Origin of the sequence: Arthrobacter glacialis (assembly GCF_002909445.1) — a bacterium.
In the GTDB taxonomy this organism is placed as follows: Bacteria; Actinomycetota; Actinomycetes; order Actinomycetales; family Micrococcaceae; genus Specibacter; species Specibacter glacialis.
Window position 1 is genome coordinate 42,957 of the sequence record NZ_PPXC01000012.1, and the last position, 23,503, is coordinate 66,459.

Sequence of the window (23,503 nt, forward strand, 5' to 3'; positions counted from 1 at the left end):
TTCTTCTCCCGCTTTCGCTTTTCCCAAGTCTTGCTGCTTCAATGATCGACGCCGGCGAAGGTTGCTGCACAGGGTCAAAAGTCCCTAACCATCGAGTGCAGATAGTGCCACTCTTGAATTGGCGGACGTGCTACTCCTGTGTCCGTGGGCCTGTCGTTTGGGCCTGAGCCACCACCTGAGGAGACGGAGACAGTCTTGAACAGTCAGCTCGCCCGAAGCAGCCACGGACAGCAAAGCGGTACGGAATCCAAACAACCAGGACGAGCCGCAGACGAGTTTGCACTCATGAACCGCTATTGGGATGCTGCCAACTATTTGACGGTGGCGCAGATCTACCTTCAAGAGAATGCTCTTTTGACGTCCCCACTGACGGCGGAGCACATCAAACCACGGTTGCTGGGCCATTGGGGAACCAGCCCAGGACTGTCCTTGATCTACGTCCATTTAAATCGGCTCATTCGCAATACCGGGGCCAGAGTCCTGTTCGTGGCCGGCCCCGGACATGGTGGTCCGGCAGTGATCGCCAACCTTTATCTGGAGGGGAGCTACTCCGAGATCTATCCCCGCGTCAGTCAGGACCCCAAGGGGCTGCTGCGGTTGATCCGGCAGTTTTCCACCCCCGGGGGCATTCCGAGTCATGTAGGTCCCCCAACACCGGGTTCCATTCATGAGGGCGGGGAGCTGGGCTATTCGCTGGCCCATGCCACGGGTGCAGTCATGGACAACCCGGAACTGATCGTGGCCTGCGTGATTGGCGACGGGGAAGCAGAAACCGGCCCGCTGGAGGGCGCGTGGAAAGCTCCAGCCTTCATCAACCCACGCCGGGACGGGGCCGTATTGCCCATACTTCACCTCAACGGCTACAAGATCTCCGGCCCCACAGTCCTTGGACGCCAATCCGACGAGCAGGTCATGGCGCTGCTGCGCGCACACGGCTGGGACCCAGTGGTGGTCTCCGGCAGTGATCCTGCCCTGGTTCACCCCATGCTGGCCCAAGCGTTGGACAGCGCGCACGCACGGATTCTGCAGATTCAGGAGCAGGCACGCCATACCAGTGCAAGCACTCCTGCACCCTGGCCAGCCATCATCCTGCGCACCCCGAAAGGGTGGACGGGGCCGGACTTTGTTGACGGCGTCGCCATGGAAGGCACTTTCCGTTCCCATCAGGTCCCGTTGGCAGGCGTTCGCGAAAACCCGGCCCACCTGGCCCAGCTTGAAGCGTGGCTGCGCAGCTACAAACCCGAAACGCTCTTTGACCCGCAGGGCCGGCTGGTGCCCGATCTGGCGGCCTTGGCCCCCGATGCGGATCTGCGCATGGGCGCCAACCCGTGGGCAAACGGCGGCTCAGACGTGGCTCCTCTACCGATGCGTCCCTTGGAAAATTACGCCGTGGAGGTTGGCACACCAGGGTCAATGAAACATGAAACCACCAAACCCTTGGGTGAGATGCTGCGGGATGTTTACACAGACACGGCTCATGATCCCCGTTTCAGGCTGTTTAGCCCGGACGAGACCAACAGCAACCGTTTGGGCGCCGTCTTTGAAGTCACCGACAGGTGCCTGATGGGGCCGGTGCGGGACGGCGATGACCGCCTTTCCCCGAATGGTCGGGTCATGGAGGTCCTCTCGGAGCATCTGTGCCAGGGCTGGCTTGAGGGATACGTTCTTAGCGGGCGGTACGGTCTGTTCGCCACCTATGAGGCCTTCGCCATGGTGAGCGCATCCATGACCATCCAGCATGCAAAATGGCTCCAGCATGCCCGCGAACTGCCATGGCGGCAACCCGTGCCAAGCCTGAACATCATGCTCACCTCAACGTGTTGGCGCAACGACCACAATGGGTTCAGCCACCAGGGGCCGGGCCTGATCGATACTGTCCTGTCGCTGTCTGGTTCCGTCATTCGCGTCTACCTTCCGCCAGATTCCAACACCTTGCTGGCTGTAGCAGAACATGTCCTGCTCAGCAAGGACTACGTCAACCTGGTGGTGGTGGACAAGCAGGCCCACCCCCAGTACTTGAATCTGGAGGACGCCCGAAGGCACGCCGCCGCGGGTGCATCCATCTGGCATTGGGCGGGGAACGAAAGCCAGGCGCGGGAGACTGAGCCGGACATTGTTCTTGCGTGCGCCGGTGACGTCCCTACGGAGGAGACGTTGGCTGCAGCGTGGTTGCTCCAGCATCATGTTCCCCAACTTGGGGTGCGCGTGATCAATGTGATGGACGCCTTGGTGCTGCCGCCGCCGGACGTCCACCCGCACGGCCTGTCCGAGCCTGACTTTGAAAAACTGTTCACCACCAATGGTGAGGTCATTGTGGCGTGGCACGGATACGCCCGCGCGTTCCATCAGCTCCTACATGGTCGAGTGAATCCAGGCAGGTTTCATGTTCGCGGCTATAGCGAACAAGGAAGCACCACGACTCCGTTTGACATGGTGGTGCTCAACAAGATGAGCCGCTACCACCTTGCCTTGGAAGCCCTGCACCGGGTCAGTGGGCACTTTGACGGTGCTCGGGAACTGGCGGATCATTGCCGGATCATGCTGGCCGATCACGAAACGTACATTCGCCAGCATCTGGAGGATATGCCGGAGGTTCGCGAATGGGTCTGGACACCCCCAACCGAGATCGGAGATGCGCCATGAGAGATGAACAAGAACCTGCCACCATCATCGTGGGTGTTGATGGTTCTGAGTCTTCCATCGAAGCCCCCCCGTCAAGGCGAGAAGCTCGCCGTTGCGCTGGGGCCCGGGTGAAGGCCATGGCATGTTGAAATTTCCCAACCGTTTACCAAGTCCCCTTTTCCCTGGGGAGCATAGATTTCAAGGGCGCCGCTCAAGATGTCTTCGACCATTCCATTGAGCGCGCGTTTGGCGTGGGTTTGACGGATTCATGGGGCTGCTGATGGGCTCCGTCAGCACCGCCTGCACCGCGCACGCCCATTGTCCGGTGCTCATTGTGCACGCAGCTCCTGCATGAGTTCTTGGGTCTACCCTGCTAATTTGGGCACATGAGCAACTTGATGGGGTCCCATGACAACGAACCGCACACGGCCAACATCGCCGGGCGCCTGAACTGGCTGCGGGCAGGCGTGCTCGGCGCCAACGACGGCATAGTCTCCGTCGCCGCAACCGTAGTTGGAGTTGCTGGTGTGACGAACTCACCCACACCGATTCTTGTGGCAGGAGTCGCCGCGGTGGTTGGCGGTGCCGTTTCCATGGCCCTGGGTGAGTACGTTTCCGTCAGCAGCCAGCGCGATAGCCAACGGGCACTCATCGAGAAGGAACGACTCGAACTGCTCGAAGACCCGGAGGGAGAGTTGGCCGAACTCACAGGCCTCTACAGGGCCAAAGGACTCAGCGCGGCCACGGCGGATCAGGTGGCCCTTGAGCTGACGGCCCACGATGCCCTATCGGCGCACCTGTCAGCGGAACTCAACATTAGCCAGCATGAGGAAGCGAATCCCTGGCAAGCGGCCTACGCTTCCGCGGCAGCGTTTACCGCCGGCGCTCTCCTGCCTCTGCTCGCCATCCTGCTGCCGCCCGCGGAGTGGCGGATCCCAGTCACGTTCCTGGCCGTCCTGCTGGCCCTTGCCCTCACAGGAACCTTGAGCGCAGCCATCGGAGGCAGCTCCAAAACAACCTCGGCAACCCGTTTGGTCATTGGCGGCGCCCTAGCCCTCGCGGCAACCTACGGCATCGGCAGCGCGCTCGGGGCCAGCGGTGTCATTTAGCTGCGCTCGACCTGTTGAGGGCCCCGACATCGTTGAAAAATGTCCGTCACGAGCTTGCCCAGCCGTTCGACAATCTATGGTCCAACGGCCGAACCCACCGGCTGTGGTAGCCGCCCAGCAGCTCGGCCAGCATCGAAACCGGTGCTGCGTCATCCACCACAAGAACACACTGCTCTTCAGCCATGCAGGGAAGTGTGGGTCGCGCAGCCTGCGGGCGGCGCAATAGGGCGTGGCGGGACGTTCGGCCCTAGTGGAATAGAGCAGGGCCAGCAAGGCTTGTTTAAGCACCCCGCCACCCCTTTGTCCCGAGAAAGGTCATCACGATGAGCATCGCCGTCGTCTATGAGTCCATGTTTGGCAACACACGCGCCATTGCCCTGGCCATCGCTGAAGGATTGACACCCTTTGGAACCGTGATCACGGCAAACGTCAACGACCCGCGAGCTCTGGAGGCCGCGCGTTCGGCTGACTTGCTTGTTCTCGGTGGCCCCACTCACGCGCATGGCATGACAAGGCCCGCTTCACGCGAAGAAGCAACAACGTGGGCCAAGGATGCATCGAAGAATCTGTCACTTGAACTCATGGCGGCGGGGATGGGGGTGCGCGAATGGACCAAGGACCTGGACCTGGTGCCAGCCCTGTCTGCGGCCTTTGACACCCGCAGGGACTTGGCGCGGATTCTCACAGGAGCGGCATCGGGGCATATTGGGCATGCTCTCACCAAACGAGGCTCACGCGCGGTCATTTCGCCGGAGAGCTTCCTGGTGTCCAAAGACAACACTCTCGACGACGGAGAGCTGGCCCGGGCCCGGAACTGGGGCGCTAGCGTGGGCAAGGCCATGGAACAGTTTATCCACCACTAACTCGGGCTTGGGCGGCGGTCAGCGGGCCAAAGGCCAGCCCCTGACCGAGTCCGCTGAGCAGCATCGGCCCCACTACGGCGACCTGGAAGGGTGCACCGGCAGCGGTGTGGGAGATCGGCACCATGCCTCACAAAACCAACGCAAGGGCGACGACCCACAGGGGCGCGTTGCCGACTTTCCGCGTCAAACGTGACACGGACAAGGAGAACACAAACTGAACCACCGTCATGGGCAGGAAGCCAAGCCCGGCTTAAAGTTGCGTCCAGCCATAGACGCTCCGGAAGAACTGCGTGGCGAAAAGAAGAAGGCAATCATGGTGCCGGCGCGCGCACCTATTAGCAGCAGCCCGCGGAAGACAAGCGTAGAAGCGTTTTGCAGCCAGGCGAGGGCCGTGGGCGAGTGGTTTATGCTGGCCTGGATTTCCGGCAAACCAACCCCAAAGAAGTCAATGTCGTTTCCATAATCACCAGTGCACAGCAAGTGCCGCAACTGTGTCAGTGCCTGCCTATCCGGGTACTGGCAGGGCCCCCTTCCCAGTGGCTGCAGTTGCTAAACAGCTTCGAGCACAGCGACGGAGAATGGGTCATTGACCGCACGCTCGCCTCAGTCCGGCAAGGCAGGCCCTGACAGGGACTCCCTCGCAGATGGCCACGGGAAGTAACGTTGTATGTATGAACAACCGTAGTGAAATCAGGGAATTCCTTGCTTCCCGACGAGCAAAGCTCACACCCGAACAGGCCGGGCTGCCCACCTTCGGCGGCATTCGTCGTGTCCCGGGGCTTCGGCGCGAGGAAGTGTCTCTTCTGGCGGGCGTGAGCGTGGAGTACTACACCCGCGTGGAGCGCGGCGGCCTTGCCGGTGTTTCGGACGCTGTGTTGGAGTCCATTGCGCGGGCCCTTCAGCTGAACGAGGCCGAGCACGAACACTTGTTCAATTTGGCCAGGGCAGCCGGGCCGGCCACACGCCCACGGCGGCAAGCAGCTAAGGGAATCCATCCCAGCGTGCAGCGCATCTTGGACAGCATGGTGGGCATCCCGGCCTTTGTGCAGAACGGCCGCCTGGACATAGTGGCGTTCAATGAGCTGGGCCGGGCCTTGTACTCAGGGGCCTTCGAGGATCCAACCCGGCCGGTGAATTTTGCCCGGTTCGCCTTTTTCAACCACAAGTCCCAATCGCTGTACCCGGACTGGAATCTTGCTGCGGACATGGCCGTGGCCATGCTGCACACCGAGGCCGGACGCAACCCCATGGATAAGTGCCTGATTGACTTGGTCGGGGAACTCTCAACCCGCAGCGACGAATTCCGCAAACGCTGGGCCCAACACAATGTCCGTCTTCACAGGACGGGTGCAAAAACGTTCCACCACCCGGTGGTCGGCGAGCTCAGGGTGCATTTCGATGCCTTGGAACTGCCGGCAACACCTGGCCTGACCATGATTACCTACAGTGCCGAGCCGGGATCCGCCTCGGAAGATGGTTTGCGGCTGCTGGCCATGTGGGCGGCAACCAACAGACAAGCCGAAAATGCCGCCGCCGCGCCCGCCGGGCCAGAGAAGGCCCACGAGCAGCGGGTCATGCCCGCTGATCTGGACCAATAGGACATCCGCTGGGGCATTCTTATCTGCGCGACGGCTGGTTCGATGCTGCCCGCGGCCTTTTTGTGGGGGTCCCTGCTGGTACCCCCTAACACCGCGGCCTGTTTACGGCCCAAACTCTCGTGTTGACTAGAAGTAGCACGGGGCAACCATGACCATGAGTAGGGCACCTCCCACCCATTCTCCACCCGCGACCGGCTGCCCCGGGCGATCCTGTTGGTCATGGCCCTGACAGGATTCATCCTGTTCGCCACCGAGGGAACGGCCGGCCAGCCTTCCCCACCTAGCTAGCCGACGGCGCCTGCCACGTGCCGCCGTCGGCCATCCACAATCCACCTCTGTACATCAACAACAGGAGAAATCATGTTTACCGTTAACGCTTACGCCGCACCCTCCGCCACCGGCGAGCTGGTCCCCACCACCATCGAGCGCCGGGCCGTGGGTCCCCACGATGTCCTGATCGAGATCAAATACGCGGGCATCTGCCACTCGGACATCCACACAGTCCGCGGCGACTGGGGCCCGCAAAGCTACCCGCTGGCACCAGGACACGAAATCGCTGGCATCGTCACCGAAGTTGGTTCCGCAGTCACCAGGCATGCCATCGGTGACAGGGTGGGCGTGGGCTGCATGGTGAACTCCTGCGGCGAATGCGCCAACTGCCAGGCCGGTGAGGAACAGTACTGCTTGGCCGGAAATACCGGCACTTACGGGGCAGTGGACCGCGACGGCACCATCACCCAGGGCGGCTACTCAGCCCACGTGGTGGTCACCGAAAACTTCGTGGTCCGCATCCCCGAAGGCTTGGGCCTGGACGTGGCGGCACCACTTCTTTGCGCCGGCATCACCACCTACTCGCCCCTGCGTCACTGGGGCGCCGGTCCCGGCAAGAAGGTCGCCGTCGTCGGCTTGGGCGGGCTCGGCCACATGGCCGTCAAGATCGCCCACGCCATGGGTGCCGAGGTCACGGTCCTGTCCCAGTCGCTGAAGAAGCAGGAGGACGGGCTCCGTCTGGGCGCCGACCACTACTACGCCACAAGTGATGAAAACACGTTCACCGATCTCGCCGGCAGCTTCGATTTGATCATCAACACCGTCAGCGCCTTCATTGACATCAACGCCTTCCTGCAGCTGTTGCGGCTCGACGGCGCACTGGTCAACGTCGGCGCCCCGGCCGAACCGCTCCCGGTTCAGGTGTTCTCGCTGATCCTGGGCCGCCGTTCCTTCGCAGGGTCCGCGATTGGCGGCATTCGCGAAACCCAGGAAATGCTCGATTTCTGTGCCGAACACGGCATCGGCGCGGAGATCGACGTCATCCCGGCCAGCAAAATCAACGAAGCCTACGAGCGTGTTTTGGCATCCGATGTCCGCTACCGCTTCGTCATCGACGCAGCCACGATCTAAACCATGACGGGCCAGCGGCCGTGATGGTGATCCAATCCGGGATCGCCACCACGGCCGCTTTCCGTGCCGTCAAGGACAGCCAGTGTTCGTGGCCGAGCTCCACGGATGTTGTGGAAACCTCAAAGATGGGCCGCCCCCAACGGTTGATCCAGGTCGCCTTGAGCGTAGCTGGCTTCACCGTGGTGTCGGCCTTGATCCGGGCAAATACGTTCGGCTCTGCGTCGCTTGCCTCGGATTACTTGCCTTCAAGCCTTCTTGCGTCCGCCGCGGGCTGAAGGATCGTGGACGCCTTGCGCCCGGGCTGCGGGCTGATTTGCTGCGCTGTTCGGATGCCCTCCGCCACCCCGGGGTTACACGAACCTTTCGGACAATCGAGATGAGCGAGCCTAAACGAGGAGGCCTGAGTGCCACAGCGCAGGCTTGGCCCCGGTCATCTACCGGAGGTTTCTGCCTGCAGGGGTTGGCGGTTTCGTGGCCAAGAATCGGGCGTAAAGGTTTCGTAAAGACCGCCGAGTTGGCGAATGACCGGTGCTAGGCTCCATGGTGCGTGCCGCCTAGCTCAGGACCTGCATGGCCGGCAGCGAAGGGGCGCCGCCCGGAGGACAGCTGGCAGAGATGTTCTTGACAACGGAAAGGCCCTACTGATGCAAACACCCAAGCTCCTAGCACCACAGGGTTGCCTTCCAGGCTGTGTCCGCTCCGTCGGAACCGAACGGACACCGTGTTGAAGATTCTTGCGCGAAAGTGCCGTCCCGGCGACTCCCCGGTGACCCGCAGGTCACTGGACTTCAAGGGACCCGCCTCAAAAAAGGGGTCCCGGCTGGCCGGCGCCCTGCAACATCCTGTCCGCACGGTGCCGCTGGCCTTCCTCGCGGTGATCCTCGTTGGGGCGGCTCTGCTCATGCTTCCGTTCTCACGCACGGCCGGTGACACCGAGTTCCTCATGCCGGCACTCTTCACAGCCGTCTCGGCCGTCTGCGTCACAGGCCTGATCACCGTGGACACTGCCACGTTCTGGACGCCCTTTGGCCACGTTGTCATCCTGGCGCTGATCCAGGTTGGCGGGTTCGGCATCATGGCACTGGCCACCCTGCTGGCACTGCTGGTGCGCAAAAGCATCGGGTTGAGGGGCCAGCTGGTGGCGCAGTCCGAGACCCACACGCTGAACTTTGGTGACGTGAAGGCAGTGCTTTTCCGCGTCTTCAAGATCATGGCCACCATTGAGCTGGCCACGGCCGCCGTCCTGAGCGTCCGCTTCTGGCTCGTGTATGAAAGCAATCCGGGCACGGCCCTCTGGCACGGTTTCTTCCACGCCATCTCGGCGTTCAACAACGCCGGCTTTGCCCTCTACAGCGACAACTTGATGGGCTTTGCCGACGATCCCTGGATCATCGTCCCCATTTGTGTGGCCGTGGTGGCTGGCGGGCTGGGTTTCCCCGTGATCATCCAGCTGCTGGGCGGCCGGTTGAAGCTCAAGGACTGGAACATCCACCTCCGCCTGACCGTCTACGGAACAGTCATGCTCCTGGCCGTGGGATTCGCATTCTTCGCCGCCATTGAATGGAACCGGGTCGAAACCTTGGGCCCTCTCAGTACGGGTGGAAAAATCCTGGGCGCACTGGGCGGAACGGTCTTTCCCCGCACGGCAGGCTTCAACAGCATCGACTATGGGGTTGCCTCGGAGGACACCCTCATGGTCACCAACGTCTTAATGTTCATCGGCGGCGGCAGTGCGGGTACGGCCGGCGGGATTAAGATCACCACCTTCCTGGTACTGGCCTTCGCCATCTGGAATGAGATCCGCGGCCGCGAACAGGTCACCATCGCCCACCGATCCATCAGCCCCTCGGTGCAGCGGCAGGCACTGACCGTGGCGCTGCTCGGCGTGGCCGCGGTCATGACCGGCACCCTGTTGCTGCTGATGACCACCGACTACAGCCTGGACAAGGTGTTGTTCGAGGCTATCTCCGCTTTTGCCACGGTGGGTGTGAGCACAGGCATCACCTACCACTTGCCGGCCAGCGCCGAATGGGTACTGATGGCCTTGATGTTCACGGGGCGTCTGGGCACTATCACCGTTGCCTCGGCGATTGCCTTGTCCTCGCGGCCACGACTGCACAGGCTGCCCGAGGAAAGGCCCATCATTGGCTAGTTGTGTGGACCAATGCGGCTTGTGGAGCGGTGGCTCCGCCATCTAAGGCAGACTGGGCTTTTTGGCGGTCGCGCCCGTCCCCGCTTTTCGCCCCCGTTGGGACGGGGACGAAAAGCGGGGACGGGCGCGACGAAAGCCATGGAGAGACAATCGTGGGTCTGAGTCCAACCACTGTACGGCTCGGCTAGCTCCGCGCCAGCCCGGCCAGAAAAAGCCCCAAGCCGAACTCAAAGGCCGCATCGGCGCCGTCGTCCAGCTGCCCCACCAGGCCCGCCCGGGCAAGTCCCGCCCGGGTCTGTTCCTGTGTGGCGGCGCCCAAAATGAAGTGGATGAGAGCATCGGCGGCCCACTGCACCTCCTGGGCTGACAGTCCCTGTACGGCCATCAGCTGGCGAAGATGCAGCATTGGCGAAGGCGCATCCGGTGCCAGCGCATGGGCCAGGGCCACCACCTCTGCGCCGTCGCGCACGGACAGCAGCGCCCGACGAATGGCCAGCGCAAGTCCGCGCAGAGTTCCCGCCTGACCCACGGGTTCCAGGATCATCCCGGCCAGCACTGTGAGCAGGTCCTGCTTGTTTTTGATGTGCCAGTACAGGGCGCCGGGCTGGACGTCCAGGTCCCGGGCCAGGCGGCGCATGGAAAGATCGGCCAGCCCGTAGTCGCGCAGGATGGCCATGGCGGCATCGACAATCTGCTCGCGTGTCAACGCCATTGGCTCCGGTCCCCTCAGCTGTGTTGGCATGCCCCAGCGGCACCCCTCCATCTTCCCCCATGGAAGGTGGCCCCAATTGACAGCAGCACACCCACCTCGCACAATTGAACGGTGTTCAATTACTTTGATGACCTCGCCGGCCGGCAGTTGACCGGCGCCACCCTGACCCGCGAGGAGGCACATGCCATCCTCGAATCCACCGACGACCAGCTGCTGGAGGTGGCGGCAGCGGCAGCGCGCCTGCGCCGCGCCCACTTCAGCAACACCGTCAAGGTGAACTACCTGGTCAACCTGAAATCGGGCTTGTGCCCGGAGGACTGCACGTACTGCTCGCAGCGGCTGGGCTCGGCTGCGCAAATCCTGAAATACACCTGGCTCAAGCCCGAAGATGCCGTGGCGCAGGCAACCACCGGCATCCGCGCCGGCGCCTCGCGCGTCTGCATGGTGGCCAGCGGCAAGGGCCCCAGCGACCGGGACGTGGACCGGGTGGCCGGCATGGTCAGCGAGCTCAAGGACCAGCACCCCGACGTTGAGGTGTGCGCCTGCCTGGGCATCCTCAAGGAGGGGCAGGCAGGACGATTGAAGGCCGCCGGGGTCGACGCCTACAACCACAACCTGAACACGAGCGAGGAGATGTACGCGGACATCTGCTCAACACACGAGTTTTCCGACCGCGTGCGCACCGTGGAGCAGGCCAAGGACGCAGGCCTCTCCCCCTGTTCCGGAGTGATCGTGGGCATGGGCGAAAGCCACGATCAGCTCATAGACGCCGTGTTTGCCCTGCGCGAACTGGGCAGCGATTCCATCCCCGTGAACTTCCTGATGCCCTTTGACGGGACCCCGCTGGAGGGCACCTGGCTGCTGACCCCTGCCGCCTGCCTGCGCGTGCTGGCCCTGGTCCGCTTTGCCTGCCCCGCCACGGAGCTGCGCATGGCTGGCGGGCGCGAGATGCACCTGCGCACGCTCCAGCCGCTGGCCCTGCATGTGGCCAACTCCCTTTTCCTGGGCGACTACCTCACCAGCGAAGGCCAGGAGGCTACGGCGGACCTGGACATGATTGCGGACAACGGTTTTGTGGTGCTGGGCAGCAATCAGGACCAAGAGACGGACGACGGCGCGCCCTCCCCCGAAGGGTCCCTCACCATCCGCCGCCGGGGCGCGGGCACGTCGATGGCCCCCAATGCTTGATGGCACCGGAGCGGCACCAACCATCACGGCGGCCGCAGCGGACACTCCTCCTGTCCGCGCCACACTCATCCAGCGCGACCGCGGATTGTTGTGGCACCCCTATGCCCCCTTGGACGGTGACGCACCCTATGCTGTGCACAGTGCACAAGGCACGCGGCTGAGCCTCTCCTCGGAGGACGGCAGCCGCTTTGAGGCGGTGGATGCCATGAGTTCGTGGTGGTCAGCCATCCACGGCTACCGGAACCCCGCCTTGGATGCGGCCCTGCTGGAACAGGCCGGCCGCTTCAGCCACGTCATGTTTGGCGGCCTGACGCATGAGCCGGCCGTGCGGTTGGCCGAACAATTGGCCGCCATGACCGGGCTGGACCATGTGTTCTTTGCCGACTCCGGCTCGGTGTCCGTGGAAGTGGCCCTGAAGCTGGCTGTGCAGTTCCAGTTGGGGAACGGCCGGCCCGGACGCAGCCGCTTCCTGGCGCTGCGCGGCGGCTACCATGGCGACACCTTCGCTGCCATGGGTGTGTGCGACCCAGTAGACGGCATGCACGCGGCTTTTCCCGCCAACATTGCCGAGCAGTTGTTCCTGCCGCGTCCGCCCGCCGCCCGGCTCGTCCGTGGTGTGCTGAGTGCCGACACGGCTGAGGTGTCCACATGGATTGCCGCCCTTGAGGCAACGGTTCGCGCCCACAGGGACGAGCTGGCGGCCATCATTGTGGAACCCGTACTGCAGGGCGCTGGCGGCATGTACGTTTATGCCCCCGAATGCCTGGCCGCAGCCCGGCGGGTGGCCGATGAGAACGGCTTGCTGTTGATTGTGGATGAGATCGCCACAGGTTTTGGCCGGACGGGGAAACTGTTCGCCTCGCAATGGGCGGACGTGGTTCCGGACATCATGTGTGTGGGCAAGGCCCTGACCGGCGGCTACCTGACCCTGGCCGCCATGCTGTGCTCCGCCCGTGCGGCCCAAGTGGTCACCAACTCCCCGCTCCGGGCGCTGCTGCACGGACCCACCTTTATGGCCAACCCCCTGGCGTGCGCCGTAGCGTCGGCCTCCCTGGACCTGCTGACAACCCACGGCTGGCAAAATCAGGTGGCCGGCATCGAACACGGCCTGGCTGCTGCCCTGGCCCCGGCGCGTTCGCAGGCGTCGGTCAAGGAAGTCCGGGTGTTGGGTGCCGTGGGTGTGGTGGAACTGTCCTCGCCCGTGGATGTGCCAGCCGCAACAGCGGCGGCCCTGGCGTGCGGTGTCTGGATCCGGCCGTTCCGCAACCTCATCTACACCATGCCACCGTTCATCAGCTCAGCCGACGACGTGGCCGCGATCGGCGCAGGAATCTGTGCCGCCGTGGCCCAGGTGCACGGCTGATGGCCGGTGCAACAACCGCCATGCAGACGTGGCTTGGCTCGCGGGCCGATGTCCGCAAACGGCGCGGACTTCAGCGCAGCACCGAGCCGCAGAACACGCTGGTGGATCTGGCCTCCAACGACTATTTGGGTCTCGCCGCCGATCCCCGCGTCATTGACGCAGCCACCCAGGCTCTGCACCAATTCGGCGCCGGAGCCCGCGGTTCCCGCGTGGTGTGCGGCACCACGGCGGCCCACCAGGATCTGGAAAAACAGCTGTGCCTCCTGACCGGACAGGAGGCGGCGCTGGCATTCTCCAGCGGCTACACCGCCAACATCGGGGTACTGACAGCCTTGGGCGGCCCCGGAACTCTCATCATCCACGACGCCCACGTGCACGCATCCCTGCTTGACGGCATCAGGCTCTCCCGCTCCCCCGCACTCGAGGTGGCCCACCACGACGTGGCCGCCATTGCCGCTGCCCTGGCCAACCGCACCCAGCCGCGGGCCATCGTGGTGCTGGAATCCATCTACTCCGTGCTCGGCGATGCCTCCGATCTGGCCGCCGTCGCCGGCCTGTGCGCCACTTTTGACGCCCTGCTGCTGGTGGACGACGCCCACGGTCTCGGGGTCGCCGGCCAGGGGCGGGGCGCCATCCATGCCGCCGGACTGGCTGGCGCGGCGCATGTTGCCGTGACAGCCACCTTGTCCAAGGCGCTGGGGTCCCAGGGCGGAGCCGTATTGGGCTCGGCCCTGCTCCGGGACCACCTGGTTAACACGGCCAGGACGTTCATCTTTGACACGGCCCTGGCACCGGCCGCGGCTGCCGCAGCCGCGCGCGCAGCAGCCATTGTCCGGCAGGAGCCAGAATTGGCGCAGCGGGTGCTGGCGAACGCGGCCGTTCTGGCCGCCCGGTGCGGTGTTCCGCAGGCCGCGGGCGCCGTCCAATCCATCCCGGTGGAATCGGCCAGCCGGGCAGCCGAGTTGGCAGCGGAGCTGCGGGCACAGGGTGTCTCCGTGGGCTGCTTCCGCCCGCCCAGCGTGCCCGACGGCGTATCCCGGCTCCGACTGACGGCCCGCGCCAGCCTCACGGACACGGAATTGGAATGGGCTGCCAACACCGTGGCGCGTGCGCTGGCAGCCGGCAGGAACGGTGGTCCGTCTTGAGCTACACAGTCATTGGCGAGCCTGCCCAGGTGCGGGACATCATGCGCCGCACGGACGACTTTGCCCCGACCAACGCCCTGACCTCGGTGGTTCCGCTGGCCCCGGCCACTCTGCGCATTCTGAGCAAGGTCCGTTTTGCGCTGCCCCCGGTGCTGGCTTCTGCCACAGGGGCCCAGCACCGAGCAGTGCGCACCATGGTGGGCCGCTTTTTTACGCCCGCCAAGGTTGCCGCCATTGAACCGCGGGTCCGTGAGCTGGCACGGCACAGGCTCGCGGCCACCAGCATGGCGCTTGGGCAGGGCCCGGTGGATCTGGCGGAGCACGTGGGCAAGCACATCCCGCCCGTCGTCATGGCCGAGCTCACGGGGCAACCCACGCCGGAGCTGGACCTCTTGAAACGGTGGAGCAGGGATTCCCTGGAGCTGTTCTGGGGCTGGCCGGATCCCGAGCGGCAACTCCTCCTGGCCCACAGTGCCGCGGAATTCTACGTGTGGCTTCGGCAGGAGGCGGCAGCCGCCCGGGGCACTTCATCGCTGTTTGGTGTGCTCGACGCCGCAGGCCTCTCCAGCGCCGAGGTGTGTTCCCTGGGCTACTTCTTGGTCATTGCCGGCCAGGAAACCACCGCGCAGCTCATCAACACGGTGCTGTTCCGCGGGCTTGAATCCGCCGCCCGGGCAACCACCGGCAGCTGGGCCGCCCTGAGTGAACCGGAGGCCGCCCGCAACCATGTCCGCGCGGTGTTGGCCACCGAATCCTCCGTCCACACCTGGCGGCGCGCTGCCCTTCGCGACACCCAGGTGGCGGGGCAGGCCATCCCGGCCGGGGCGGAAATCTTGTTGGAATTGTCGGGACGGCACCCCGGGCAGGCGGCACCGACCGCCTATTCGCTGGCATTTGGCCACGGCCTGCACCGCTGCCTCGGCGCAAAACTGGCCGAACTGGAAACCGCGCTGGTCCTGGAGGAAACCGCCAGAGCCCTGCCCCTCCTTGAACCGGCCGGTGCCCCGCCGCAGTGGCTGCGGCTGCTTTCCTTTCAGGCCCCGCTCACTGTCACTGCCCAACTCTCCAGCAAGGAATTCCCATGAGCGTCACCTACATAACGGGCACCGACACCGAGGTTGGCAAAACGCTGACGACGGCGGCCCTGGCCGTGGCGCTGTCAGCCGCCGGGGCCGCCGTGGCCATCTACAAGCCGACCCAAACCGGAGTTTCCGGAAGCGAGCACGGCGACGTTGACGAGGTTTCCCGGCTCAGCGGCGTCCACTCGATTCATGAGGGCATCCGGCTCGGTGACCCCATGGCGCCACGTGCCGCCGCGGGCCGGGCCAATCGTGAATTGCCGGATCTGACTCACCATGTGGCCCGCATTGCGGAACTGGCCGCCAGCCATGACCACGTGCTGGTGGAGGGCGCCGGCGGATTGCTGGTGGAACTCGATGCCGACAGCCACACCCTGGCGGACCTCGCGGCGGCTGCCACGGGAGCCGCCCTGAGCCATTTCGTGGTGGTGTGCCGCAGTGGTTTGGGAACGCTGAATCACACCGCCCTGACAGTGGAGGCACTGCACCGCCGCGGCTTTGCCGGCCCGGCACTGGTGATCGGCTCCTGGCCGGCAACGCCGTCGGACGTTGAACTCAGCAACCGCGAAAGCCTGCGCGGAACTGAGGGAACGCAGTTTCTGGGCTGCCTGCCAGCCGGGGCATCCCGGCTGGCACCGCGGACATTCCGTGAACTGGCGACCCAGTGGCTGCACCTGCCTCACTGCTAAGAGATTGCGTTAGTTCTTCGCGGGCAGAACCAGTTCGCCTGTCTTGTCCGACGGCGACGATGGGCGAGGACGACGCGCTGACGACCGCCGCCGACAGCATCACACGTCGGCTATACCCTCACCTGTGGAGAGCTGCTAATGTGGGCAACCCAAAGCAAAGGAGGGCCCTGTGGGCAAGGTGGTCATGAACAGCTCGGTATCGGTGGACGGCTTCGTCGCGGACATGAACGACCAGCCCGGACCGCTGTTCGACTGGTTGCTCAGTGGTGACGTCCCGTTGGACGACAGCGGTGTGCTGATGGTCTCACAGACGTCCTATGACTACATCCGGCCGTACTGGGACCAGATCGGGGCGACAATCGTTGGCCGCCACGTCTTCGACATGACGGACGGCTGGGACGGGAAGCCTCCGGGAGGGGTCGACCACGTGGTCGTCGTGACGCACAGGCCCAAGCCCGAGGGCTGGGACCCCGAGGCGCCGTTTCACTTCGTCGACGGCGTCGAGGCAGCCGTGGCCAAGGCGCAGGAGCTCGCGGGCGACCGCATCGTCGAGGTCGCCGCTGGCGATGTCGGTGGCCAGGTGCTAGCCGCGGGCCTGGTCGAGGAGGTGCGCATGGACGTCGTACCCGTCGTGTTCGGGTCCGGCAAGCGCTACTTCGGGTCGGTCAACGCACAGCACCTGTTGGAGGATCCCGACGTGGTGATTCAGGGAAACCGGGTGCTTCACCTGCGCTATCGGGTGCGCCGTTGACCGATCTGAGCCGGTACGCGAAGCAGTCCGCCAGCCGACATCCCCCCATAAGGAAATAACCTCCCGTTTCCGAGAGGTTATTTCTTCACATCTGCAAACCGTTGCGCCCCGCCACCACTATCGTGGCTCTATGGCCGCAAAGGAACGGCGAGTTCCGGCAGGTACACCTTGCCCCCGGTTGCCAGAAACTCCTGACTCTTCTCACGCATGCCCGCGTACATATCGGCAATGGCCGCCTGCGACTCGGCCGAACCATACTCGTCCCTGATGTCCTGGCTGATGCGCATTGAACAGAACTTCGGGCCGCACATGGAACAAAAGTGGGCGGTCTTTGCCGGTTCGGCAGGCAGCGTTTCGTCGTGGAAGGACTCGGCAGTGACAGGATCCAACGACAATGCGAACTGGTCACGCCAACGGAACTCGAATCGGGCCTTGGACAAGGCGTCATCGCGCTCCCTCGCCCCGGGGTGCCCCTTGGCCAGGTCCGCAGCATGCGCGGCGATCTTGTAGGTGATCACCCCGGTCTTCACATCGTCCTTGTTGGGCAGGCCCAAATGCTCCTTGGGGGTCACGTAACAAAGCATGGCTGTGCCGTAGCGGGCAATCTCCGTCGCCCCGATGGCCGAGGTGATGTGGTCGTACCCAGGTGCTATGTCGGTAACCAGCGGCCCCAGTGTGTAGAAGGGGGCTCCCTTGCAAAGCTCCTGCTGGCGTTCAACATTTTCCCGGACCAGGTGGAACGGGATGTGTCCCGGGCCTTCAACCATGACCTGGACATCGTGTTCCCACGCCCGCTGCGTCAATTCGGCAAGGGTGTCCAGTTCTGCAAATTGGGCAGCGTCGTTGGCGTCGGCAATGGAGCCTGGGCGCAGGCCGTCGCCCAGCGAAAATGCCACGTCGTACTGGGCGAAGATCTCACACAGCTCGTCAAAGTGCGTGAACAGGAAATTCTCTTGGTGGTGGGCAAGACACCAACCCGCCATGATGGCCCCGCCGCGGGAAACAATGCCAGTCACACGATTGGCGCTCAAGGGGACGTAGCGAAGCAAGACACCCGCATGGATGGTCATGTAGTCAACGCCCTGCTCGCACTGTTCAATGACCGTGTCCCGGAAGATTTCCCAGGTCAGGGCGTTGGCTTCGCCGTTGACCTTTTCCAGGGCCTGGTAGATCGGCACGGTGCCGATCGGGACCGGGGCGTTGCGGATGAGCCATTCCCTGGTGGTGTGGATGTCATCGCCGGTGGACAGGTCCATGACAGTATCGGCACCCCACTGGGTTGCCCATTGCAGTTTGTCGACCTCCTCTGCGATGGAGCTGGTGACGGCCGAGTTGCCAATGTTGGCGTTGATCTTCACCAAAAAGGCCCGCCCAATGACCATGGGCTCGGACTCCGGGTGGTTGATGTTGTTGGGGATGATGGCCCGGCCGGCCGCCACCTCGCTGCGCACCAGTTCCACGTCGCAGTTTTCCCGGATTGCCACAAATTGCATTTCTGGGGTGATGATGCCGCGGCGGGCATAGTGCATTTGCGTAACGCGCTGACCGGCCCGTGCGCGGCGCGGCTCTGGAACCAATCCCTTCCACTCTGCTGAGGCAGCGCCCCGGCGCATCGCGGACTTGCCGTCGTCAAGCAAATTTCTGGTGCGCCCCCGGTAGATTTCCGTGTCCATGCGGGCACTGATCCAAGCACTTCGAAAGGGTTGAAGGCCCACTACCGGATCGCTGCCCGGCCCGGCCGTGCGGTAGACGCGAAACGGCGCGTTGGCCTGGCCGTTGGGAGACGGCTCCAGCGCGATTTCTGTGACTGGTACACGAATTCCTGACTCTGGATCCACATCAAAGGCCAGTGAATGTGATTTCAGGGATTGCGTTTCAGCCTGTTCCAAACCTTTGGGGGCAGGGGTCATTGTTATTGCTTTGGGGTTCACGGATTGCTCACTTCCTTCGCCGGCATTACCCGGACAGGTTCAACGGTCGCAGGCTGCTTCAGCCTGATCTCAGCCCCTGCAAGGGCTCCCGTGTGGTCGGAAGAAACGCTACCACGCACTACGGCCCACCGTTGGCCATGCAAGCTCAACCGGCGGCGGGGCCAGCGGCCAGGCTCACTCCCCCGCCTCGTTCCGTGCGCTTGTCTGCTCCCGGCTGGAAAATGACTCTGCCATGGCAAGGATCTGCTCCGCCCGCCCACGGGCCAGGGCCGCATCAGCGGGCACAAAGGCCAGACGGGTGCGCCGTTCCAACAGGTCCGCCATGCTGGCGGCCCCCTCAGCCTGAACGGCGAAAAACAGTTCCGCGCCGGTGATCTCGGTCCCGTCAAACAGCGGCTCCGCCAACCGCGGATCCTGCAGCTGGAGCGCCTGCACCGCAGCGGCTTCCGTGCCATATTTCGCCACGAGCCTGGCAGGTGCGTCAATGGTTCCGAGCACCGTGGCGGACGCGGCACCCACCAGCGGCAGGGTCTTGGTGCGGCAGGAGGCTTCGATCCCCAGCCGGGCCACCACTGCATCCACGGCGTCCTGGGCCATCCGGCGGTACGTGGTCATTTTTCCGCCCACCACCGTGATGGGCGCCCCGGGGACATCCCGGATCAGGTGCCGGCGTGAAATGTCGGCGGTACCGTCGGGACCGTCCCCGTGGGCGGCCTCCACCAAGGGCCGCAGTCCCGCGAAGGAACCCACCACATCCTCGCGTGTCAGCGGTACCGTCAAGGTGGCGTTGACAACGTCCAAGAGGAAGTCGACGTCGTGCTCCGGAACCTGGGGCCGGTGGCCGTCGGCGGTGTGGTCCGCCTCATCCGTGAGCCCGATGTACACCAGGCCGCAGGGCTGCGGCAGCACAAAGACGTAGCGGCCAAAGTGCCCGGGCACGCCAACCGTGTGCGCGGCATGGGGATTGCCCATCCGCTCCGCCCGTACCACCAGATGGGTGCCCCTGCTGGGGGTCACGCTCAGTTGCGGCTCGAAGTCGCCAGCCCACACACCAGTGGTGTTGACCACCGCGCGAGCCTGGATGGCAACGCGCGCCCCCGTGCGAGTGTCCACGGCCTCCACGGTTGTCGCGGTCAGGCTGCTGGCCTTGACGTCGCGCAGCACATGGGCCCCGTGCCGGGCTGCCGTGCGGACCACGCCGAGCACCAGCCGGGCGTCGTCCACGGCCTGTCCGTCCCAGTAGAGGTAGCCGCGGCGCAGTGCCGTGACGTCGAGTGCCGGCGCCAGTGCGGTCACCGCCTGGTTGGAGAGGAGCTGGGGCCGCGGCAGCGTTTTGCTGCCCAGTCCGGACAGTCTGCGCAGCACGTCGTAGATGACCACACCCAGCGCTGCAGCCGCGCCCTCCCAGGCCGGGGCGCTGCGGGCGTCCGGGATGACAAACCCCAGCGGGCGGACCAGGTGCGGGGCTATGTTGCTCATGAGCCAGCGTCGTTCCATGGCCGATTCCCAGGCCACGGCAAAGTCCATCCTGGCCAGATACCGCAGCCCGCCGTGGATGAGCTTGGAGCTGTAGCCGCTGGTTCCGGCGCCGAAGTCGTGGCTTTCAATGAGGGCCACGCTGAGTCCGCGGCTCACGGCGTCCAGGGCCACACCGGCGCCGGTGATGCCGCCGCCCACCACCACCACGTCTACCGTGTGGTGGGCCACGTGCTCGAGTGCCCGCTGGCGGCTTTCGCAGTTGATCCAGCTCGGGTTTTTCATGGTCATGCTCCGCTCTGCTGTGCACCGTTGTTCGACGGCGTGAGGTAGCGTTCCAGCATCTTGGCAAGTTCTGCCAGAGCGTCCTCGAAGGCGTCCGTTTTCAGGAGAACCCGTGAGGACAGGGCCACGCCCTGCAATGCCAGCAGCAGCGTGGTGGCTGTCCCCCCGGCCGCTTCGATGCTGCCGTCCGTCACGCCTGCGTCCAGAAGTGTGCGCAGCTGGTCGAGGATGAGCTGCTGGCTGGCACCAAATCGATCCGTCACATAGGGGATCAGGAATTCCGGGTCTCGCTCGGCGATGGACGCCAGCAGTTCTGAGGTGGCAAACACCCGGACGCTTTCCACCGCGAAGTGCACCAGCTCCTGGCGCCCGGTACCAGTGGGCGTGCCGATCCGTACGGTGTTCGCGTAGCTGCGGAACTCATGGGTGAGGGTTGCCAGCACCGCATTCTCCACCGAACCCATCCGGCGGTAGAAGGTCATGCGCGAAATGCCAGCCCGCTCGGCAATGTCGTTGGCAGTGGTTCGGCGGACACCGTGGAGCACCACTGAATCCCGGGTTGCGGAAAGGAGCGTGGCATCGGCCTGCACGTTGGTACGTTGTGACGTCATGTGTCACACTGTATCCCATGGTGACGAATCTCACAGAATCAGTTTCTCCCTCCGTGTGGCACGGCTGGGGGGACCCCAGCCACGCCCGGCCCCTGGGTGCAGGTGCACTGGAGTTTCTGCGCAGCACCCTCAAGCTCACCAGCATCGACGCCGGCCATCCACCCGTTGACCTGGCCGATGTTCGCGTGGGCCCGGTGGCGCTGGAGGAGGATGACCTGGACGAGATCCGGGCCATTGTTGGGACTCAACACGTCGCCACGGATGCCGTGGAACGCATCCTCCATGCAGGTGGCAAGAGCACCCCGGACCTGCTGCGACGCCGCAGCGGAGATGCACTCGAGGCCCCCGACGCCGTGGTGTTCCCCGGCAGAACCGAGGAAGTGGGGCAACTCTTGTCGCTGTGTGTGCGGCGGCAACTGGCTGTGGTGGCCTTTGGTGGCGGAACGTCGGTGGTGGGCGGGGTGGAACCACTGCGCGGCCGCTTTGCCGGCGTCGTCACCCTGGACATGCGGCGCATGAACCGGCTCCTGCAGGTGGATCCCGTCTCACGCACGGCTTCGTTTGAGGCCGGCATCCGGGGCCCTGCCATCGAAGCGGCACTCGCCCCGCACGGCTTCACGCTGGGGCACTTTCCGCAAAGCCACCAGGAAGCCACCCTGGGCGGATATGTGGCCACGCGCTCCGCCGGCCAGGCATCAACCGGCTACGGCCGGTCCGACGAGTTGGTCAAGACCGTCCACCTCGAGACCCCCGCAGGCCCGTTCGACGTCGGCTCCCTGGCACCGGGCACGGCTGCCGGGCCAAAGCTGCTCGACGTGGTGGTGGGCAGCGAAGGAACCCTTGGTGTCATCACCGCGGTCACCGTCAAGGTGTCCCCCACGCCCGAGGACAAGGTGTACGGATCCTGGTCCTTCCCGTCATTCGCCGCCGGGGCCGATGCCATGCGGCGCCTGCGCCACGACGGCCGCCTTGGCGACATGCCGCACGTCTGCCGCCTCAGCGACACTGATGAGACGGCGTCGACCTTCAAGCTGGGCGGCTGGAAGACAGGCCTGCTCTCCGGCTACCTGGCAATCCGAGGCCAGCAGACTCCCGCGCTGTCCCTCTTTGTCTGGGAGGGCGACCGTCGAGGGGCCAGTGCCCGGATGCGGCGCAGTGCGCGGATCCTGCGGCGCGCTGGCGGGATCCCGCTGGGTCCGGCGCCGGGGAAGTCGTGGGAGCATGGCCGCTTCAGTGGCCCCTACCTGCGTGACGAACTCCTGACCCGCGGCGTCTACGTGGAGACCCTCGAAACGGCGGCCACCTGGGGCCAGCTTGAGCCTACGTATCAAAGTGTCCGCCGGGCCATCCTGGACGCACTTGAGGCCCGCGGCGGCGCAGCCCATGTGCAGACGCATATTTCGCATGTTTACTCCGACGGCGCGTCCCTGTATTTCACTTTCCTGTCCGGGCTCGAGGAGGACTGGCTGGCCCAAAATGCGCGCGTCAAGGAAGCTGCCTCCAACGCCATCGTGGCGGCCGGGGCCACCATCACCCACCACCACGCCGTCGGCCTGGACCACGCACCTTACATGGGCGCCGAAATCGGGGACCTGGGCATCAAGGTCCTGGCCGGCATCAAAAACACCCTGGACCCTGCGGGCATCATGAACCCCGGCAAGCTCATCCCAACACCTTTGGAGACACAGCCATGAACAGCACTATTGGATCCCTCGCCCATGCAACCGTCCTCATTACCGGCGCCGCCATGGGCATGGGCAAAATGTACGCCCACCTTGCGGTCAAGGACCACGCCGCCCACGTGATTCTCTGGGACATCAATGCCGGGCTGTTGGAGGAGGCCGCCGCCGAGCTCAGGGGCAGGGGTTCGGAGATCCACAGCTACGTGGTGGACGTCAGCCAACTGGAGGACATTGAAGCTGCCGCGGAGAAGGTGCGCACCGACGTGGGCACCCCGGACATCCTGATCAACAATGCCGGCATTGTGCGCGGCAAGTACTTTTGGGAGCACGATCAGCGCAGCGACATCGCCGCCACCATGGCCATCAATGCCTTGGCCCTGATGCACGTCACCCGGGAGTTCCTGCCTGCCATGATCGACGGCGGACGGACGTCGCGGATCGTCAATGTGGCTTCGGCGGCCGGACTACTCGCCAACCCCCGCATGAGTGTCTACTCATCCTCCAAGTGGGCAGCAATTGGCTGGAGCGATTCCTTGCGGCTGGAACTAGCCCAAGCCGGACACCATCACATCAAGGTGACCACATTTTGCCCCTCCTACATCAAGACGGGCATGTTTGAAGGCGCCCGCGGCCCGCTCCTGACACCGCTGATGGAACCGGCCGCGGTGACGGAGCGCGTGTGGCGGGCCATGAAGGAAGGCACACCAATGCTGATGATGCCGTGGACAGTGAAACTGAGCACGGCACTGCGCGGAGTCCTGCCGGTCGCCGCCTGGGATGTGGTGGCCGGGCGAGTGTTTGGCGTTTACAAGTCCATGGAACACTTCACGGGACGCAAGTAGGGGT

The 23,503-nt window shown here is 64.5% G+C and carries 22 protein-coding genes and 1 riboswitch; of the genes, 16 read left to right on the forward strand and 6 right to left on the reverse strand.

Annotation, left to right across the window (positions count from 1 at the left end):
- The first annotated feature begins 195 nt into the window (after positions 1-195).
- The 3 genes from CVS27_RS14615 to CVS27_RS14625 all read left to right on the forward strand — a co-directional run bounded on the left by CVS27_RS14615 (position 196) and on the right by CVS27_RS14625 (position 3,731).
- A complete protein-coding gene (locus tag CVS27_RS14615; RefSeq protein WP_279325120.1) occupies positions 196-2,643 on the forward strand; it encodes a phosphoketolase in 2,448 nt (815 codons plus the stop codon).
- 259 nt (positions 2,644-2,902) lie between these two features.
- Positions 2,903-2,977 (forward strand): universal stress protein, encoded by a 75-nt coding sequence (locus tag CVS27_RS14620; protein WP_243400211.1) that lies wholly within the window; start codon positions 2,903-2,905, stop codon positions 2,975-2,977.
- 31 nt (positions 2,978-3,008) lie between these two features.
- Positions 3,009-3,731, forward strand: a complete 723-nt coding sequence (locus tag CVS27_RS14625; protein WP_103466559.1) for a VIT1/CCC1 transporter family protein — start codon at positions 3,009-3,011, stop codon at positions 3,729-3,731.
- A gap of 46 nt (positions 3,732-3,777) precedes the next feature.
- Here CVS27_RS14625 and CVS27_RS20845 read toward each other — a convergent pair whose 3' ends face one another.
- Complete coding sequence (locus CVS27_RS20845) at positions 3,778-3,915, reverse strand: hypothetical protein (RefSeq protein ID WP_165788160.1); 138 nt, start codon at positions 3,913-3,915, stop codon at positions 3,778-3,780.
- Positions 3,916-4,054: 139 nt separating this feature from the next.
- On the opposite strand from CVS27_RS20845, the gene CVS27_RS14630 reads away from it, so the two are divergent.
- Positions 4,055-4,594 carry a flavodoxin family protein gene (locus CVS27_RS14630; RefSeq protein ID WP_103466561.1) on the forward strand — a complete coding sequence of 180 codons (540 nt, stop codon included), beginning with the start codon at positions 4,055-4,057 and terminating at the stop codon, positions 4,592-4,594.
- On the opposite strand, the gene CVS27_RS20850 is transcribed toward CVS27_RS14630, so the two are convergent.
- Positions 4,581-4,718: a hypothetical protein gene (locus CVS27_RS20850; protein WP_165788317.1), complete on the reverse strand. Its 138-nt coding sequence runs from the start codon at positions 4,716-4,718 to the stop codon at positions 4,581-4,583. The genes CVS27_RS14630 and CVS27_RS20850 overlap by 14 nt on opposite strands.
- Positions 4,719-5,265: 547 nt before the next feature.
- Here CVS27_RS20850 and CVS27_RS14645 point away from each other — a divergent pair.
- From CVS27_RS14645 to CVS27_RS14660, 4 genes are all read left to right on the forward strand, one after another.
- A complete protein-coding gene (locus tag CVS27_RS14645; RefSeq protein WP_103466568.1) occupies positions 5,266-6,192 on the forward strand; it encodes a helix-turn-helix domain-containing protein in 927 nt (308 codons plus the stop codon).
- Positions 6,193-6,552: 360 nt separating this feature from the next.
- Complete coding sequence (locus tag CVS27_RS14650; RefSeq protein ID WP_103466570.1) at positions 6,553-7,593, forward strand: NAD(P)-dependent alcohol dehydrogenase; 1,041 nt, start codon at positions 6,553-6,555, stop codon at positions 7,591-7,593.
- A 23-nt stretch (positions 7,594-7,616) separates the two neighbouring features.
- Positions 7,617-7,868: a hypothetical protein gene (locus CVS27_RS14655; RefSeq protein ID WP_103466572.1), complete on the forward strand. Its 252-nt coding sequence runs from the start codon at positions 7,617-7,619 to the stop codon at positions 7,866-7,868.
- Positions 7,869-8,374: 506 nt separating this feature from the next.
- A complete protein-coding gene (locus CVS27_RS14660) occupies positions 8,375-9,745 on the forward strand; it encodes a TrkH family potassium uptake protein (RefSeq protein WP_243400212.1) in 1,371 nt (456 codons plus the stop codon).
- A 184-nt stretch (positions 9,746-9,929) separates the two neighbouring features.
- Here the strand turns inward: CVS27_RS14660 and CVS27_RS14665 are convergent, their stop codons facing one another.
- A complete protein-coding gene (locus CVS27_RS14665) occupies positions 9,930-10,457 on the reverse strand; it encodes a TetR/AcrR family transcriptional regulator C-terminal domain-containing protein (protein WP_103466574.1) in 528 nt (175 codons plus the stop codon).
- A gap of 111 nt (positions 10,458-10,568) precedes the next feature.
- Between CVS27_RS14665 and bioB the strand changes: the two genes are divergently transcribed.
- The 6 genes from bioB (at position 10,569) to CVS27_RS14695 (ending at position 16,672) form a co-directional block, all read left to right on the forward strand.
- On the forward strand, positions 10,569-11,645 hold the full coding sequence (gene bioB / locus CVS27_RS14670; RefSeq protein ID WP_103466576.1) for a biotin synthase BioB: 1,077 nt from the start codon (positions 10,569-10,571) through the stop codon (positions 11,643-11,645).
- The gene (locus tag CVS27_RS14675) at positions 11,638-13,008 is read left to right on the forward strand and encodes an adenosylmethionine--8-amino-7-oxononanoate transaminase (protein WP_103466578.1); all 1,371 of its coding nucleotides are present in this window, start codon (positions 11,638-11,640) and stop codon (positions 13,006-13,008) included. The genes bioB and CVS27_RS14675 overlap by 8 nt, the downstream gene beginning before the upstream one ends.
- On the forward strand, positions 13,008-14,153 hold the full coding sequence (locus CVS27_RS14680) for an 8-amino-7-oxononanoate synthase (protein WP_243400203.1): 1,146 nt from the start codon (positions 13,008-13,010) through the stop codon (positions 14,151-14,153). The genes CVS27_RS14675 and CVS27_RS14680 overlap by 1 nt, the downstream gene beginning before the upstream one ends.
- Positions 14,150-15,238: a cytochrome P450 gene (locus tag CVS27_RS14685; RefSeq protein WP_103466580.1), complete on the forward strand. Its 1,089-nt coding sequence runs from the start codon at positions 14,150-14,152 to the stop codon at positions 15,236-15,238. The genes CVS27_RS14680 and CVS27_RS14685 overlap by 4 nt, the downstream gene beginning before the upstream one ends.
- Positions 15,235-15,921: a dethiobiotin synthase gene (gene bioD / locus CVS27_RS14690; protein WP_103466582.1), complete on the forward strand. Its 687-nt coding sequence runs from the start codon at positions 15,235-15,237 to the stop codon at positions 15,919-15,921. The genes CVS27_RS14685 and bioD overlap by 4 nt, the downstream gene beginning before the upstream one ends.
- Before the next feature lie 169 nt (positions 15,922-16,090).
- Positions 16,091-16,672 (forward strand): dihydrofolate reductase family protein, encoded by a 582-nt coding sequence (locus tag CVS27_RS14695; RefSeq protein ID WP_103466584.1) that lies wholly within the window; start codon positions 16,091-16,093, stop codon positions 16,670-16,672.
- A 128-nt stretch (positions 16,673-16,800) separates the two neighbouring features.
- Here the strand turns inward: CVS27_RS14695 and thiC are convergent, their stop codons facing one another.
- From thiC to CVS27_RS14710, 3 genes are all read right to left on the reverse strand, one after another.
- Positions 16,801-18,582, reverse strand: a complete 1,782-nt coding sequence (thiC, locus tag CVS27_RS14700; RefSeq protein ID WP_103466586.1) for a phosphomethylpyrimidine synthase ThiC — start codon at positions 18,580-18,582, stop codon at positions 16,801-16,803.
- Between the two features lie 15 nt (positions 18,583-18,597).
- Positions 18,598-18,705: riboswitch (TPP riboswitch) on the reverse strand.
- 72 nt (positions 18,706-18,777) lie between these two features.
- The gene (locus CVS27_RS14705; protein WP_243400204.1) at positions 18,778-20,370 is read right to left on the reverse strand and encodes a glycerol-3-phosphate dehydrogenase/oxidase; all 1,593 of its coding nucleotides are present in this window, start codon (positions 20,368-20,370) and stop codon (positions 18,778-18,780) included.
- On the reverse strand, positions 20,367-20,975 hold the full coding sequence (locus tag CVS27_RS14710) for a TetR/AcrR family transcriptional regulator (protein WP_103466590.1): 609 nt from the start codon (positions 20,973-20,975) through the stop codon (positions 20,367-20,369). The genes CVS27_RS14705 and CVS27_RS14710 overlap by 4 nt, the downstream gene beginning before the upstream one ends.
- Positions 20,976-20,992: 17 nt before the next feature.
- Here CVS27_RS14710 and CVS27_RS14715 point away from each other — a divergent pair, with 17 nt between their 5' ends.
- Together CVS27_RS14715 and CVS27_RS14720 are read left to right on the forward strand one after the other, a co-directional pair.
- Positions 20,993-22,669, forward strand: a complete 1,677-nt coding sequence (locus CVS27_RS14715) for an FAD-binding oxidoreductase (RefSeq protein WP_103466665.1) — start codon at positions 20,993-20,995, stop codon at positions 22,667-22,669.
- Positions 22,666-23,499, forward strand: a complete 834-nt coding sequence (locus CVS27_RS14720) for an SDR family oxidoreductase (RefSeq protein ID WP_103466592.1) — start codon at positions 22,666-22,668, stop codon at positions 23,497-23,499. Before CVS27_RS14715 ends, CVS27_RS14720 begins: the two co-directional genes overlap by 4 nt.
- Positions 23,500-23,503 lie beyond the last annotated feature (4 nt).

Bases quoted from the DNA above. Each gene is read 5' to 3' on its own strand.
- CVS27_RS14715 (WP_103466665.1), top strand. From the start codon at position 20,993: ATGGTGACGAATCTCACAGAATCAGTTTCTCCCTCCGTGTGGCACGGC.
- CVS27_RS14645 (WP_103466568.1), top strand. From the start codon at position 5,266: ATGAACAACCGTAGTGAAATCAGGGAATTCCTTGCTTCCCGACGAGCA.
- CVS27_RS14665 (WP_103466574.1), bottom strand. From the start codon at position 10,457: ATGGCGTTGACACGCGAGCAGATTGTCGATGCCGCCATGGCCATCCTG.
- CVS27_RS14710 (WP_103466590.1), bottom strand. From the start codon at position 20,975: ATGACGTCACAACGTACCAACGTGCAGGCCGATGCCACGCTCCTTTCC.
- CVS27_RS20845 (WP_165788160.1), bottom strand. From the start codon at position 3,915: ATGGCTGAAGAGCAGTGTGTTCTTGTGGTGGATGACGCAGCACCGGTT.
- CVS27_RS14630 (WP_103466561.1), top strand. From the start codon at position 4,055: ATGAGCATCGCCGTCGTCTATGAGTCCATGTTTGGCAACACACGCGCC.
- CVS27_RS14680 (WP_243400203.1), top strand. From the start codon at position 13,008: ATGGCCGGTGCAACAACCGCCATGCAGACGTGGCTTGGCTCGCGGGCC.
- CVS27_RS14625 (WP_103466559.1), top strand. From the start codon at position 3,009: ATGAGCAACTTGATGGGGTCCCATGACAACGAACCGCACACGGCCAAC.
- CVS27_RS14675 (WP_103466578.1), top strand. From the start codon at position 11,638: ATGCTTGATGGCACCGGAGCGGCACCAACCATCACGGCGGCCGCAGCG.
- CVS27_RS14705 (WP_243400204.1), bottom strand. From the start codon at position 20,370: ATGACCATGAAAAACCCGAGCTGGATCAACTGCGAAAGCCGCCAGCGG.
- bioD (WP_103466582.1), top strand. From the start codon at position 15,235: ATGAGCGTCACCTACATAACGGGCACCGACACCGAGGTTGGCAAAACG.
- CVS27_RS14655 (WP_103466572.1), top strand. From the start codon at position 7,617: ATGGTGATCCAATCCGGGATCGCCACCACGGCCGCTTTCCGTGCCGTC.
- thiC (WP_103466586.1), bottom strand. From the start codon at position 18,582: ATGACCCCTGCCCCCAAAGGTTTGGAACAGGCTGAAACGCAATCCCTG.
- CVS27_RS14650 (WP_103466570.1), top strand. From the start codon at position 6,553: ATGTTTACCGTTAACGCTTACGCCGCACCCTCCGCCACCGGCGAGCTG.
- CVS27_RS14720 (WP_103466592.1), top strand. From the start codon at position 22,666: ATGAACAGCACTATTGGATCCCTCGCCCATGCAACCGTCCTCATTACC.
- CVS27_RS20850 (WP_165788317.1), bottom strand. From the start codon at position 4,718: ATGGTGCCGATCTCCCACACCGCTGCCGGTGCACCCTTCCAGGTCGCC.